The organism is Rickettsia sp. TH2014, from assembly GCF_019249195.1.
GTDB lineage: Bacteria > Pseudomonadota > Alphaproteobacteria > Rickettsiales > Rickettsiaceae > Rickettsia > Rickettsia felis.
The window spans coordinates 45-14,629 of record NZ_MXAX01000301.1 but is presented as its reverse complement, the minus strand read 5'-3'; the positions used below and the strand labels follow the sequence as shown (position 1 = coordinate 14,629).

The following is a 14,585-nucleotide window of genomic DNA, read 5'->3' as shown; positions in this document are numbered from 1 at the left end:
TTTTTTGATTTAGATTCATCTCTAATCCTCCATTNNNTATTATCTTAATTTTACTAAATGTAAGATTAAATCTCAACTATTACAAATTAGAAGAAATACAAGCCTTAAATCATTGAATTATTGCACTTTTATATTCAACTTCTCAAGCTGAATAGCAGATTATGTAATAATTCGCTATTCGTGTTAATTAACTATTATCTTTTTTCTTGGAGGAATATAGATTGTTTCATCTTCAGCGTGCGAAATCTTTTCTAAAAGTCCGATAAAACGGTCTTTATTAGGTACTAGCTTTACTATTGCCCACCCTTCTTCTATTGATTTCTTTATGCGTTCTATATCAGATTTATGCTCTGAAAAAGACATAACTTTTTGTGCTGGATTTTGCATATTGATAAATCAATTATAGTTAATAAATGTTAATATTATAGTAAATATTTTTAATAAATCAATTACATATTTATTATTTGCTAAATATAAATAAAATGATTACCATATATTAGGTCTTGTCTACTTATATCCTAATAAATAGTTTAATTAAAAATTAAAAGTTGTACAACAATTTTTTATTTTAAACATATATTTTTATTTCACTTATTAACTTTATTTAATTTAAACTGTATAATTTAATTATGTCAAATGATAATTTACAACCGCCTGCTCTTTCTAAAAAGCAATTATTTGCTTTTTTTGGTATGGTTGTCGGGATGTTTATGTCGGTACTTGATATTCAGATTGTCGCTAGCTCATTATCCGTAATAGCTGCAGGTCTTGCTGCATCAAGCGATGAGCTTTCTTGGGTTCAAACATCTTATTTAATAGCTGAAGTTATCATTATTCCTATTACCGGCTTTTTAGCAAGGTTACTTTCTACCAGAATTTCTTATTTTATTGCAGCTCTAGGATTTACGGTTATGAGCGTATTATGTTCGCTCGCAACTAATATTGAATCAATGATTATCTTTAGAGCATTACAAGGATTTTTTGGTGGTGCTATGATACCGACGGTATTTAGTACCGTTTTTATAATTTTTCCTGCATCACAACGTCCTATCGTTACTATCTTAATTGGACTTGTCGTAACTGTTGCCCCTACTTTAGGACCTACACTCGGTGGATATATTACAGAAATTTTATCATGGCATTTTATGTTTTTATTGAACGTCGTACCTGGTATTTTCGTATGCACGGTAGTATTTTTATATGGGGATTTTGATAAACCAAATTATAAATTACTGAAAAATTTTGATTTTCTCGGTATATTATTAATGGCTTTAACGCTCGGCTTATTACAATATGTTTTAGAAGAAGGAAACAAAAAAGGTTGGCTTGAGGATAATTTAATACTATTCTTAAGTATTGCAGTAGCTTTAGGTTTTGTTTTATTAATCATTAGAGAACTAACCTTTATTAATCCAATTTTAGATTTAAAAACATTCCTTTATAAAGACTTTACTTTTGGTTGCCTTTATTCGTTCGTTATGGGTATCGGATTATACGGAGCAGTATATATATTACCGCTATTTCTCTTTACTATTGCCGGATATGATACATTGCAAATCGGGGCTACTATGATGGTGACGGGCGGAGCACAATTTTTATCTGCACCTCTCGCCGGTAGGATGTTAGGGCTAGGGGTAGATTTACGCCTGATGCTTATTATAGGGCTTGGAGGGTTTGCTCTTGGATGTCATTTGAATAGTTTTCTAACACCTGATTCTAGATTTGCTGCCTTTGTGCTTCCTCAATTTGTTAGAGGACTTTCATTAATGTTTTGTTTTATACCGACTAATAATATAGCTCTTGGCAATATGCCAAAAGAAAGAGTAGGTAACGCTAGCGGGCTTTATAATCTTACTCGTAATTTAGGAGGAGCTGCAGGACTTGCGGTAATCAGTACTATACTTACTAATGATACTAAAATCTTTATGCAATATTTATCAGAAAATATCTCGTCTACTTCTATAATGGCATTAGAACAACTAAATTCTTACACTGAATTATTAAGTGGAAAAGTCCTTAATCCTGAAAAAGCATCCTATTTGTTATTAGCAAACAAATTAAATAATGATGCTTTTGTAATTGCAATAAATAATATATTTAATATGATAGGGCTGTTATTTGTATTTATAATGCTACTAATACCTTTTACTTCAAATATCAAATTAACCGGAAATGTTAATGCTCACTAAAATTAAATTTATATTATATTTTCCTTGGTTATTATTAGAAATATGGAAATCAGCTTTCCCGGTTATCAAAATAATTTGGCAAAAAAAAATAGAGATAGAGCCGGTTTTTGAATGGATTGACGCAGAAGGGCTAGAAGAAATCGGTGAAGTAATTTATAGTAACTCGATTACATTAACACCCGGTACGGTAACACTTGATATAAATAATAATATGCTATTAGTACATGCACTCAATAAATCATCGATTACCGACCTACAAAGAGGTAGAATGATTAAAAAAATTAAGCAAATATTAAAAACAACTTGAAGTAGAAAATGTTATCAGATATAAACGCTCTAAAGTATAAAAAAGTTTTGCTCAAAGTTTCAGGGGAAGCTTTAATGGGAGACAAACAATTTGGACATGAATATGAGGTAATAAAAAAGATTGCCGGCGATATTAAGGAGGTCATTGATTTAGGAGTAGAAGTCGCTATTGTAGTCGGAGGTGGGAATATTTATCGAGGGATCAATGCAGCACTTGTCGGTATGGACCGAGCTTCAGCGGATTATATAGGTATGCTCGCAACGGTGATTAATGCTTTAACATTGCAAAACGTTATGGAAAGCTTAGGTATCTATACAAGAGTTCTATCGGCTATTCCTATGATGAGCGTATGCGAGCCTTATATTCGCCGTAAAGCTAAAGGACATATGGAAAAAAAGCGTGTGGTAATTTTTGCCGGAGGCACGGGTAATCCGTTCTGTACCACTGATAGTGCCGCAGTACTTCGTGCAATCGAAATGAATTGCGATATTTTGTTAAAGGCAACTCAAGTTGATGGCGTATATGATTCCGACCCTAAAAAAAATCCTGATGCTAAAAAATATTTCACTATTAGCTATAAAGATGTTATAACTAACAACCTGCAAGTCATGGATACGGCAGCTATTGCAGTTGCAAGAGAAAATAAATTACCTATAAGAGTATTTTCGATAAAAGAACAGGGAAATTTTGCTAGAGTAATACAAGATAAAGGCGGATATACGACAATTGAGGAATAATATTATTGTAGTGTGACTCGGTTTTTCGTCATTGCGAGGAGCGAAGCGACGTAGCAATCTCATGAAGTAATACTCCTGAGATTGCTTCGTCGAATTACTACGTAATTCTTCTCGCGATGACGATTTAGTATCCACACCACAACTGTCCGAAGTTGAAAAATAAGTAGAATAGGCAATTTTTTTACAACTATTGCTGGTAGTATTTTTGATGTTTTACGTTAAAAATACCATTTTTAGCTATTAAATGGCTTTTGTTCATTTTAACTTCGGACAGTTGTGTATCCACGCAAGAATGACATCGGGGGTATTTTCTAATACTAATAATATACGGATAAAATAATATGGACACAGAAACGTTAAAGAAAAACTTACAAGAAAAGATGGATAAAACTCTGAAAGTTTTAGATCATGAGCTTAAAGGCTTGCGTACCGGTAGAGCTTCGGTTAATTTGCTTGATAGCGTAACCGTGGAAGCTTACGGGAGTAAAATGCCGCTTTCACAAGTTGCTTCTCTATCCACCCCTGATGCACGAACAATTAACGTGCAGGTTTGGGATAAATCTATGGTGTCCTCGGTAGAAAAAGGAATTACGATAGCAAATCTTGGCTTAACTCCAGCAACGGACGGTCAATTAATCAGACTACCGATACCGGCTTTAACTGAAGCAAGACGTAAAGAACTGGTAAAGCTTGCTCATAAATACGGTGAGGATACTAAAATTTCATTACGTAATATTAGAAGAGATGGCAATGAAGAGCTTAAAAAGCTAGAAAAGGATAATATTATTGCAAAAGATGAGCATCATAGCTTATCTGAACAAGTACAAAAACTAACCGATGATTATGGTAGTAAAGTTGACTCGGCAATAAAACAAAAAGAACAAGAGATAATGACTTTTTGATTCTAATCGTCATGGCTCACAGGCATTATTGCGTAGATACCAAAACTGTCATTTCGAGCAAACGAAGTGAGCGTGGCAATCTCGTGAAGTATTATAAAACTCCTGAGATTGCTTCGTCAAAATTTTCAATTTTTCCGTGCAATGACGCCAACGCCTAAAAATACCCGAATGAAGAAAATAAAACTATGATTACAAAAGAAGAAGCACAGAAAATAGCAAAATTAGCTAGATTAAAATTTGAAGAAGATACTGTAGAAAAATTTTCTGCTCAGTTTAGTACTATTATGAATATGATTGATATTTTAAATGAAATAGATTGCAAAGATATAGAGCCTTTAACTTCGGTTTCTAATATGAATGCTAGAATGCGAGAGGACGCCGTTACAAGTTCTGATTTGTCAAATAAATTATTTGATAATGTAAGCGGAAATAGTGCTCAACTTGCTAAAGAAGTAAAATATTTTATCACTCCAAAGGTTGTTGAATAATTATGATGGAACTAAACAAATTAACAGTAGCAGACAGTGTAAAAGGTCTAAAAAATAAAGATTTTACAAGTAAGGAATTAGTTAATGCACATATTAAACAAATAGAGAAACATAGAAACCTAAATGTTTATGTTACCGAAACTTTTGATTTAGCTTTAAAACAGGCCGAAGCAGCCGATCAAAATTATGCTAAAAATCAACCGCGAACACTTGAGGGTATACCATTTGCCGCTAAAGATCTTTTCTGTACGAAAGGAATTAGAACTACGGCATGTTCTAATATACTGAAAAATTTTATACCTAATTATGAATCAAGCGTTACACAAAATATTTTTGATAAGGGCGGTGTGATGCTTGGCAAAACCAATATGGATGAATTTGCAATGGGTTCGGCAAATATCACTAGTTGTTTTGGAAATGTAATTAGTCCTTGGAAAGCAAATGAGGATAATGCAGATTTAGTTCCGGGTGGTTCTTCAGGTGGTTCAGCTGCAGCAGTTAGCGGGTTTATGGCATCTGCTGCTCTTGGTAGCGATACTGGAGGCTCGGTACGTCAACCTGCAAGCTTTACGGGTTTAGTCGGATTTAAACCGACATATGGTCGTTGCTCAAGATACGGAATGGTATCCTTTGCTAGCTCACTTGATCAAGCAGGGATATTTACTAGAAGCGTTTTAGACAGTAGCATTATGCTTGAAGCGATGATGGGGTTTGATGAAAAAGATTCTACTTCGATTAAAGCAGAAGTTCCAGAACTACAATCCGCTATCGGAAGTTCTATGAAAAATATGAAGATAGGTGTACCTCTTAGCCTTGGTGAAGGCGGTATTATTGAACCTGATATTATGAAAATGTGGCAGGATACTATAGAGCTACTTAAAAACGCCGATGCTGAAATAGTTGATATTACGCTGCCGCATGCTAAATACGGTGTTGCCGTTTATTACGTAATAGCACCGGCTGAAGCTTCTTCAAATTTATCTAGATATGACGGCGTTAGATACGGTCTTCGAGTAGAACGCGAAAATATGACGCTTGACGAAATGTATGAAATGACTAGATCAGTCGGATTTGGGGAGGAAGTAAAACGTCGTATTATGATTGGAACATATGTGCTTTCATCTAGTTGTATGGATGCATATTATCTAAAAGCTCAAAAAGTACGTCGTTTAGTTGCAAACGATTTTAATAATGCTTTTGCAAAAGTTGATGCCATTTTGTTACCTGCAGCACCGACCGAAGCTTTTAAGATCGGTGAAAAACAAAATGATCCGACTATTGTGTATTTAAACGATTTATTTACTATTCCTGCAAGTTTAGCCGGTTTACCTTGTGCATCGGTTCCTGCCGGATTATCGGCACGAGGTTTACCTCTTGGGATGCAGATTATAGGTAAACAATTAGACGAATATAATGTTTTGAAAGTAGCATCGACAATTGAGTCAGGTGTAAAACATATTAAATTTGAGCCAAAAGGTTTTTAATTATGGCATATATTGAAGGTAATACGGGAAAATGGGAATATGTAATAGGGCTTGAAATCCATGCTCAAATTTCCTCAAAATCTAAGCTTTTTTCAGGAAGTAGTACTATTTTTGCAGCAAGACCAAATTCGCAGGTTTCCTATGTTGATGCAGCAATGCCCGGGATGTTACCGGTATTAAATAAGCATTGCGTATACCAAGCAATTAAAACAGGGCTTGGGCTTAAAGCTAAAATAAATAAATATTCGGTATTTGATCGTAAAAATTATTTTTATGCTGATCTGCCCCAAGGTTACCAAATCTCGCAATTTTATTATCCTATAGTGCAAAACGGAACTATGGAAATACCGACTAATACCGGCGATCTTAAAACTATTCGCATTAACCGTTTGCATTTAGAGCAGGATGCAGGTAAGTCTATGCATGATCAATCACCACATTACAGCTTTATCGATTTAAATCGTGCCGGTATTGGACTTATGGAAATTGTAACTGAGCCTGATATATCTTCACCGGAAGAAGCGGCTGAATTTGTAAAAAAGCTGAGAAATTTGCTACGTTATATCGGCAGCTGCGACGGTGATATGGAAAAAGGCTCAATGCGTTGCGATGCTAATATTTCAGTACGACGTAGCGGTGAACCACTCGGCACAAGATGCGAAATTAAAAATATTAATTCGATTCGTAATATTATTAAAGCAATAGAATTTGAAGCTAAAAGACAAGTAGACTTGCTTGAAAACGGTGAAGTAATAATTCAAGAAACACGCTTATTTAATGCCGATAGCGGTGAAACAAAAACTATGCGTTTAAAAGAAGAAGCACTTGATTATAGATATTTTCCTGATCCCGATTTATTACCGCTTGTTATTTCTGATGAGTTAATAAATGAACTAAAAGCAAACTTACCTGAGCTACCTGATCAAAAGATTGAAAAATATACGAAAGAATTTGGTTTAAGTAAATATGATGCCGAAGTAATAGTAGCCGATGAATCGGTTGCTGAGTATTTTGAGAAAGCAGCAAATGAATGTAACCCTAAAATGCTTACTAATTGGCTAACTAGTGAGTTGTTCGGACAATTAAACAAAGCATCGATAGGAATAAATGAATGCAAAATTACTCCTAGTAACTTTGCAAAACTGGTAAAATTAATAGAAAATGATACTATTTCTGGTAAAATTGCAAAAACCGTTTTTGAAATTATGTTTGAAACCGGTAAAGCACCCGATAAAATAGTAGAGGAAAAAGGACTGATGCAAGTTTCGGATAATAACGTGCTGAACACAGTAATTGACGAGGTAATAGCTGAAAACCCTGAATCAGTAGAGGGTTATAAAAGTGGTAAGGATAAGTTATTCGGTTTCTTTGTAGGGCAGGTAATGAAAAAAACTGGTGGTAAGGCTAATCCGACGCTTGTGAATCAGCTTTTAAAGGATAGGCTGGATTCTTGAAGCTATTACTCCGGTAGGTATTGCCCACGTGATAAGTTTTCCCGTCATTGCGAGCGAACTCAAGTAGAGCGTGACAATCTCATGAAATAGTATAATACTTCTGAGATTGTCACGTCGATGCTACGCATCTCCTCGCAATGACAATTCGGCACATGACACACACTCAAACTTAAAACATTATTTTTATGAAATTTCTAAAAATATTTTTACTATCTTTCTTACTAATTTCTTGTGATAAAAAAGAAACGGAAAAAACTTTAATAGTCGGTACTGCCGCAGATAATCCTCCTTATGAATTCATCCAAGACGGGGAGATTGTTGGGATTGATATTGATATTATAAAAGCAATAAGTGAACGTCTAAATAAAAAAGTTATTATAAAAAACTTCGACTTTAACGGTTTACTTGCAGCTTTAGTTAGTGAAAATATTGATGTTGCGGTGGCGGAGCTTTCCGTAACACCAGAGCGTTCCGAATATATCAGCTTTTCCGATAATTACGCTACTGCAAGATTTGCCATAATATATAGAACAGGTGATAATATACAAAATAGCAAAGATCTAGAGAATAAAATAGTAGGGGTACAACTTGGTAGTGTTTTAGAAAAAAAAGCACAAGATCTATCACGGACAATGAATATTAAAGTTCATTCTTTAGCAAATCATTTAATGTTAGTTGAAGAGTTAAAAGCCAAAGTCATAGATGCTATTATTTCTGAGGAATTTCAAGGCAAAAAATTAAAAGAAAATAATTCAAATTTAGAAAGCAGTACTTTAGAAGAATTTTCATCAAATTTTGCTATAGGTATGTCTAAAAACTCAGGACTAATTAGTGAAATTAATGAGGCAATCGATTCATTAAAAAAAGACGGAACCATTAACAAAATTATGAAAAAATGGCTGGGACAGTAACAGAAAGTCAATTTAAAGATACTATGAGTCGATTCCCCCAGGGAGTGACTATTATAACAACAAATTGTAATAACGAGCTTTTTGGCTTTACTGCTAGTTCTCTTACTTCTGTATCTTTAAAACCACCGTTAATATTATTTTGCCTCAATAAAAACTCTTTTAGTATAAACAGTTTTCAGAAAAGTGATAAATTCGCAGTTAGTATTTTAGCAGAGCATCAAATTGATATCTCAAAACATTTTGCTAAATCACAACCTAATAAATTTACAAAAATTGCTTATGAGCTTGGCAATAAAACCAATTGTCCTTTAATAAACGGTGCAACTTGTTATATAGAATGTACTAAATATGCTTCTTACGATGTCGGTGACCATGTTATATTTATTGGTGAAGTAATAAATACTGCTATTAAAAATGATTTAAAGCCTCTATTATATTTTCATAAATCTTATACAAATTTACAATAAATCAAACATGATTAGTATCGGTCTTAGCGGTTCTACAGGTAAAATGGGAAAAACCATTACAGAGAGAATAGATAAATTTAAAGATTGCAAAATTTCAGCAAAATTTAATAGTACTAATAATTTAGATGATTTAGATAATTTTTGTAAAAATTCTGATGTAATCATCGATTTTTCTACTCCTGAAATATTAGAAAAATTAATTAATTATGCATTAAAACATAATACAAAATTAGTAATTGGAACCACAGGACTTCAACCTCAGCATTTTAAGCTTTTAGAAAAAGCAGCTCAAACTTTACCTATTTTATATTCTGCAAATATGAGTATCGGGGCTGATTTGCTCAGCTATTTAGCAAGAAAGGCAACAAAAATACTAGATGATTACGATATTGAAATTCTAGAAACGCATCACCGTAATAAAAAAGATTCACCCTCAGGAACTGCTATTATGCTTGCTGAAACAATTGCAAGCGAAAAAGGATTAAATATAGCATTTCATCGCGGCAACAGACCGAGAAGCGAAAAAGAAATAGGTATTTCCTCACTTCGTGGTGGAAATGTTCACGGTATACATGAAATAGCTTTCCTAGGTGATGATGAAATAATCACTTTAAAACACGAAGCCCTGAATAAAAATTCTTTTGCCATTGGTGCAATTAAAGCTGCTATTTGGCTACACAATAAATCACCGGCTTTATATTCAATGCAAGATATTTATAATTATAGCTTGAAAAAACAGCTCTAACAGACTATATTTTATTATGTAAATAACATAATCCTAAGGTTTCTTATGATCGATTATACAAAAACTTTAACTGCCACCTCAAAGAATAAAACTTTTGATGAAGGCTTAAGAAAATACATGCTTAAAGTATATAATTATATGGCTTTAGCACTTTTACTAACCGGTGTAGCGGCCGTAACGACTATATCAGTTGAACCTATTTATAATTTAATGTTTCAAACAGGTTTCGGTGCTATTATAATGTTTGCTCCGCTCGGTATTGCTTTATATTTCTTTATGGGCTTTGGACGAATGAACCTGAAAACAGCACAAATATTATTTTGGGTTTATGCCGGTTTAACCGGTATGTCGCTTGCATATTTAGCTCTTATTTATACCGGTGCCTCGATAGCTCGTACTTTCTTTATTTGTTCTTCCGTTTTTGGAGCAATGAGTTTATACGGTTATAGTACAAGTAGAGATTTAACATCTATGGGTTCATTTTTTGCAATGGGTCTTATAGGTCTTATCATTGCTTCATTAGTCAACTTGTTTCTAAAAAGCTCGACTCTTTCTTTTGCTACTTCTCTTATTGGAATAGTAGTATTTATGGGACTAATTGCTTGGGACACTCAAAAGATTAAGTCTATGTATTACATGGCAGGAAACGATGAAGTAGGACAAAAGGTTTCTATTATGGCAGCCTTTACTTTATACTTAGATTTTATAAATCTTTTCCTATATTTAATGAGATTTTTAGGCAACAGAAGAGATTAATTGGTATCCTTTCTGCAAAGTCATGATTTATTTCATGGCTTTGTTTTTTTCATTGTCATATCACGATCAAATCTATAGTACCGAATAGTTTTTAAAAAGACCTCGATGTTATATCCCAACAAAAGCGGGACCTTGTTGTATAGATACCGACTCCTCATTATGAACGGTCGAAGCAAGTTGGCGTTGTTGCGTGGACCGAAAAATCCGTTCGAGGTCATACCGTGGCTTGACCACGGGATCCAAAAAACAATAAAAATACTAATAATTTTAGTATTTTTAACTTGATCCCGCTACAAGCTCGCGGGATAACAGGGATAAAATTGATTCACGCGGGCAATGCCAAGCTAGTTCGACAATCCAGAAAAAATAATAAAAAAATACTGCAAATTAGAGTTTTTTTCTTCCCTGCAATTAATAATAATTAATTAATTTATATAATAAATTTTTGAAGCATTAGTTAATATAATCAGGTTATTTTATGTCTAAAGAAAAAACTCAACAGGAATTATTATTACAAGAGCAACTTTTTAAAGCCTTGGAAACAGAAGATACAGCATTGAATGCCAAAATATCTAGAGCCTGCGAAGCCATTGCCTCATCTGCTATTGACCTTTCTAATGACCAATCCCCTACTACTGCAAGTCTATATGTTAATCAAATGGAATTAGCCGATTTGGATGATCGAGGTTTGGCTAAAGCCGCAACAATAATAAAAAACTTGTTTCCAGGAGATAAACACCAGGAATTCAGAGAAATAATCGATGCGCCTCTTTTACAGCATTTAGTTATGGAAGAGGCAATTGAACGACAAGTTGGATTAGATGATAGCCGATATAATGCAGATTACAGAAAACTTGAAGAAATAAGCAATCCTAATGACCCTAAAAAAGCAATTGATGCTATGCTACGTGATAAAAGGGTGGCACAGCAAACTGAGTTTGAGGAGAAAGGACAAAAGGCATCAGGAGTTTCAGCCGGTTATGTTACTAAAGATGAACTAGGAAATACTTTTATTTTAAAACATTTTTATAAAACTCATGCTGCATGACAAAAAATACAAGATAATAATGCACGAAAACAGGCTATTGCCGACCGAAGAGACGGGGTACAAGAATTAATAGACTCTACCATGTATCAATTTTATTACATGATCGAGCATCAAAAGAAGGGCTGGTAAAAGCAGATGAAAAACACCCTGATTCACTTTATGTTCGTTCTAAATTTTTTGATAATGCTGTAACACTAACAGAATTTTCCGGTTTATCAGATCAAACTAGAGTCAGAGCTAATGATCAAAATTTAAAAAGCTAGAAGGATTTGAAAAAGCCATAGCTGCTTGTCATATGCTGGGGAAGTAGATTATCATGCGGGTAATTTAATGGCGCAAGATGGTAAAACAATAACCAAAATTGGTCATGGTCGCTCTTTTTTAGCATTTTATAAGGATTTTGGCAGTATGATCCAATCAACAAATGAAATGTTTGCACGTCCTGGAGTCGGCTACAATGCTGCTATCAAAGCGGGTAATTTCTCATTTAGTATCGATAAATATAGCGAATCGTTAAATCAGATGATAAGTCAATTTGATGAGAAACAGGTGGAAGCAATAGTTGATCAAAAAATGGATGAATTAAAAAAAGCCGGGTTTGATCCGAAAAATATTGCGTTATTCGCTAATATTAACAATTTTGATGATTTGAGGAAACACTATAAAGGCAGTATAAAAGAAAATCTTGTTAATATGCAAGAAGTGGCCAAAGGAGCTGAGATAGTAACAAAATGCAGTCATGTCTCACCTGAATTTAAAAATGGCGGTTGGTTAAAGGCTTTCGCTAATTCATCTGTAAAAGACCCGGTACTCTATGCAATAAATAATAACATTACAATTGAAGGTAAGGATGCTAAAGAGTGGGTGTATGAAAATAATTACCAAATTAAAACTTCTATAGGCTTGAAAAAAGAAATAATCAAGGAACAACAATGGAGCAAAGATTTAGAAGGAAAATGAAAAGAAACAGAAGTTGAGGTTAAGAAAGATAAAGTAGAAGTACAAATTTCTGATCCTGTAAAATCGATGCGTGCACAAGACAAATCTACCGGCAAAAAGTTGGAATCACTAATTGTTGATTTTACAAAACAGGCAACAACTATAAACGTAACAGATAAAGAAGTAGCAAAATTCTACGACAATATAATGAAAGAGCTAAAAAAAAGAACATTATCTTACCCAGCAGGATATTGAGGGTATAAAGAAAGATTTAAAATATCAGGATAATATCGAAAACACGACCAACTTATTAAATGCTAAATCTTTCAACTTAAATTCCAAAGATACTATATACTACAAGGTAGGAAATTTTTGTGAAAAGATAGGTTTATCTAACATTTCAAACTATTTTATGAAAAAAATTTCTCCTGAAAATTTAAATAAAATCATGGTACACAGAAGCTGATAGCAGAATGTATAAAAATTAGCAATATATTAAAACAAAAAGGAAATCAAGGCATTCAACCGAAAAGAGTAGAAGCGGTAAAAGAAATTGCATTCTCTAAATTACAAGCTAAAAGGGGAAATCAGAAACAAAGATAGGCATTGTTGAGGATATGCCTTAAACGTCATTGCGGGCAGTCACGGTATTTTTGCGTGGTTCCGTTTCATCATCATTGCGAAGAAATTACGAAGTAATTGACGAAGCAATTTCAAGCAAAATTCCTGAGATTTCCACGTCGGGATTACGTCCCTCCTCGCAATGACGAGGGATTTCGATGCCACGCAATACTACGTGGGAATGACTATTGTAAAAAAGAAAGCTTTACTTATATTTTTATTCTTTAATATAAGTAAATTTATTTACAATAATATTATTTTTATATAAAGTATTCATCAATTAACATTAATTTGCTAAGTAACATATGCGGATAATGAGTATTTTTAGCTTTAAGAAATATAAAACGATTTATTTAAAATTTATTAATATACAAGTAAAGTTAATTTATAGCTTACTTATTTCAAATATTTTTATATCTTCTATATATAGATGTACTAGGGCAGTTTATTGAGGCTCAGAAAATGTAGTAATTACAGGAAGAACAATGGATAGGAGAGAGGATATTCAATCTAATCTTTGGGTGTTTTTCCACGTGGCATAGAGCGTAACGGTATGGCCGTTTCTCAATCGATTACATGGGTATCAAAATATGATAGTTTAGTTACTTCCGGTTATGATATTGGCACTGTTGACGGGATAAATGAGAAAGGGTTAGCCGCTAATTTATTATATTTGGTAGAATCAAATTATGGTAAAGCAGACGATAAACAACATATTATATCTGTTTCTATATGGACACAATATGTACTCGATAATTTTGCAAGTGTTGCAGAAGCCGTAGAAGCATTTAGTCAGCATCTTATTAGAGTAATGCCGTTAGTTCTTGAAAACGGTATACCGGCACAAGTTCATTTATCTATCTCCGATAGTACAGGTGATTCAGCAATATTTGAGTATATAGACGGAAATTTAGTGATACATCACGGTAAACAATATCAAGTAATGACTAATTCACCGAAATTTGACCATCAACTTGCTTTAAATACATATTGAGCAGAAATAAACGGCTTAATATTCATGCTGGGAACTAATAAAGCTGCAGATCGTTTTGTGCGCGCATCATTTTTGATAAATGCTATTCCTAAAAAAATCGCTCCACAATATAAAAATGCCGTTATTGAAGGAAAATACATTAATCAAGCTATAGCAAGCGTAATGGGAATAATGCGTAGTGTTAGTGTTCCTTTGGGTATCACTACATCTGATCAACCAAACATATCATCTACATTATGGAGAACAATTACAGATCATAAAAATAAAATTTATTATTATGATTCATCAACTTCTCCAAATGTATTTTGGATATCTCTTGCCAATTTAGATTTCAAGAAAGGAGTACCAGTAAAAAAACTTATTATATCAAAAGGACAAGTATTTTCAGGTGAAGTATCGGAGCATTTTGTTCCTGAAAAACCTTTTAAATTTTCATCGACACAATAAAATTACAAAAATTAGATTTACGTCTAAGATAAAATCGCCTTTTATCTTGGCTAAAATGTAATAGTTGAGATTTAATCTTACATTTAGTAAAATTAA

The 14,585-nt window shown here is 33.4% G+C and carries 12 protein-coding genes and 2 pseudogenes; 13 read left to right on the top strand and 1 reads right to left on the bottom strand.

Going from position 1 to position 14,585, the window contains the following annotated elements; all coding sequences use genetic code 11:
* Positions 1 to 183: 183 nt before the first annotated feature.
* Positions 184 to 387 (bottom strand): DUF2674 domain-containing protein, encoded by a 204-nt coding sequence (locus tag KYQ89_RS06850; RefSeq protein ID WP_218460963.1) that lies wholly within the window; start codon positions 385 to 387, stop codon positions 184 to 186.
* A 242-nt stretch (positions 388 to 629) separates the two neighbouring features.
* Between KYQ89_RS06850 and KYQ89_RS06845 the strand changes: the two genes are divergently transcribed.
* The 13 genes and pseudogenes from KYQ89_RS06845 (at position 630) to KYQ89_RS08070 (ending at position 14,489) form a co-directional block, all read left to right on the top strand.
* Complete coding sequence (locus tag KYQ89_RS06845; RefSeq protein WP_218460962.1) at positions 630 to 2,189, top strand: DHA2 family efflux MFS transporter permease subunit; 1,560 nt, start codon at positions 630 to 632, stop codon at positions 2,187 to 2,189.
* Positions 2,173 to 2,496: a monovalent cation/H+ antiporter subunit E gene (locus KYQ89_RS06840; protein WP_218460961.1), complete on the top strand. Its 324-nt coding sequence runs from the start codon at positions 2,173 to 2,175 to the stop codon at positions 2,494 to 2,496. Before KYQ89_RS06845 ends, KYQ89_RS06840 begins: the two co-directional genes overlap by 17 nt.
* A gap of 8 nt (positions 2,497 to 2,504) precedes the next feature.
* On the top strand, positions 2,505 to 3,233 hold the full coding sequence (pyrH, locus tag KYQ89_RS06835) for a UMP kinase (RefSeq protein WP_218460960.1): 729 nt from the start codon (positions 2,505 to 2,507) through the stop codon (positions 3,231 to 3,233).
* A gap of 341 nt (positions 3,234 to 3,574) precedes the next feature.
* A complete protein-coding gene (gene frr / locus KYQ89_RS06830; RefSeq protein ID WP_218460959.1) occupies positions 3,575 to 4,135 on the top strand; it encodes a ribosome recycling factor in 561 nt (186 codons plus the stop codon).
* Between the two features lie 185 nt (positions 4,136 to 4,320).
* Positions 4,321 to 4,623: an Asp-tRNA(Asn)/Glu-tRNA(Gln) amidotransferase subunit GatC gene (gene gatC, locus KYQ89_RS06825; RefSeq protein ID WP_218460958.1), complete on the top strand. Its 303-nt coding sequence runs from the start codon at positions 4,321 to 4,323 to the stop codon at positions 4,621 to 4,623.
* Positions 4,624 to 4,625: 2 nt separating this feature from the next.
* Positions 4,626 to 6,107 carry an Asp-tRNA(Asn)/Glu-tRNA(Gln) amidotransferase subunit GatA gene (gene gatA / locus KYQ89_RS06820; protein ID WP_218460957.1) on the top strand — a complete coding sequence of 494 codons (1,482 nt, stop codon included), beginning with the start codon at positions 4,626 to 4,628 and terminating at the stop codon, positions 6,105 to 6,107.
* A 2-nt stretch (positions 6,108 to 6,109) separates the two neighbouring features.
* Positions 6,110 to 7,561 (top strand): Asp-tRNA(Asn)/Glu-tRNA(Gln) amidotransferase subunit GatB, encoded by a 1,452-nt coding sequence (gene gatB / locus KYQ89_RS06815; RefSeq protein ID WP_218460956.1) that lies wholly within the window; start codon positions 6,110 to 6,112, stop codon positions 7,559 to 7,561.
* 185 nt (positions 7,562 to 7,746) lie between these two features.
* Complete coding sequence (locus tag KYQ89_RS06810) at positions 7,747 to 8,472, top strand: ABC transporter substrate-binding protein (RefSeq protein WP_218460955.1); 726 nt, start codon at positions 7,747 to 7,749, stop codon at positions 8,470 to 8,472.
* The gene (locus KYQ89_RS06805) at positions 8,457 to 8,939 is read left to right on the top strand and encodes a flavin reductase family protein (RefSeq protein WP_218460954.1); all 483 of its coding nucleotides are present in this window, start codon (positions 8,457 to 8,459) and stop codon (positions 8,937 to 8,939) included. The genes KYQ89_RS06810 and KYQ89_RS06805 overlap by 16 nt, the downstream gene beginning before the upstream one ends.
* A gap of 7 nt (positions 8,940 to 8,946) precedes the next feature.
* Complete coding sequence (gene dapB, locus KYQ89_RS06800) at positions 8,947 to 9,684, top strand: 4-hydroxy-tetrahydrodipicolinate reductase (protein WP_218460953.1); 738 nt, start codon at positions 8,947 to 8,949, stop codon at positions 9,682 to 9,684.
* 45 nt (positions 9,685 to 9,729) lie between these two features.
* Positions 9,730 to 10,440: a Bax inhibitor-1/YccA family protein gene (locus tag KYQ89_RS06795; protein WP_218460952.1), complete on the top strand. Its 711-nt coding sequence runs from the start codon at positions 9,730 to 9,732 to the stop codon at positions 10,438 to 10,440.
* 478 nt (positions 10,441 to 10,918) lie between these two features.
* A pseudogene (locus KYQ89_RS06785) lies at positions 10,919 to 13,030 on the top strand (hypothetical protein).
* Between the two features lie 571 nt (positions 13,031 to 13,601).
* A pseudogene (locus KYQ89_RS08070) lies at positions 13,602 to 14,489 on the top strand (linear amide C-N hydrolase).
* The last annotated feature ends 96 nt before the right edge of the window (positions 14,490 to 14,585 follow it).

Excerpts from the sequence above, each read along its gene's own strand:
- KYQ89_RS06850 (WP_218460963.1), bottom strand. The coding sequence starts at position 387 with ATGCAAAATCCAGCACAAAAAGTTATGTCTTTTTCAGAGCATAAATCT.
- KYQ89_RS06845 (WP_218460962.1), top strand. The coding sequence starts at position 630 with ATGTCAAATGATAATTTACAACCGCCTGCTCTTTCTAAAAAGCAATTA.
- KYQ89_RS06840 (WP_218460961.1), top strand. The coding sequence starts at position 2,173 with ATGTTAATGCTCACTAAAATTAAATTTATATTATATTTTCCTTGGTTA.
- pyrH (WP_218460960.1), top strand. The coding sequence starts at position 2,505 with ATGTTATCAGATATAAACGCTCTAAAGTATAAAAAAGTTTTGCTCAAA.
- frr (WP_218460959.1), top strand. The coding sequence starts at position 3,575 with ATGGACACAGAAACGTTAAAGAAAAACTTACAAGAAAAGATGGATAAA.
- gatC (WP_218460958.1), top strand. The coding sequence starts at position 4,321 with ATGATTACAAAAGAAGAAGCACAGAAAATAGCAAAATTAGCTAGATTA.
- gatA (WP_218460957.1), top strand. The coding sequence starts at position 4,626 with ATGATGGAACTAAACAAATTAACAGTAGCAGACAGTGTAAAAGGTCTA.
- gatB (WP_218460956.1), top strand. The coding sequence starts at position 6,110 with ATGGCATATATTGAAGGTAATACGGGAAAATGGGAATATGTAATAGGG.
- KYQ89_RS06810 (WP_218460955.1), top strand. The coding sequence starts at position 7,747 with ATGAAATTTCTAAAAATATTTTTACTATCTTTCTTACTAATTTCTTGT.
- KYQ89_RS06805 (WP_218460954.1), top strand. The coding sequence starts at position 8,457 with ATGGCTGGGACAGTAACAGAAAGTCAATTTAAAGATACTATGAGTCGA.
- dapB (WP_218460953.1), top strand. The coding sequence starts at position 8,947 with ATGATTAGTATCGGTCTTAGCGGTTCTACAGGTAAAATGGGAAAAACC.
- KYQ89_RS06795 (WP_218460952.1), top strand. The coding sequence starts at position 9,730 with ATGATCGATTATACAAAAACTTTAACTGCCACCTCAAAGAATAAAACT.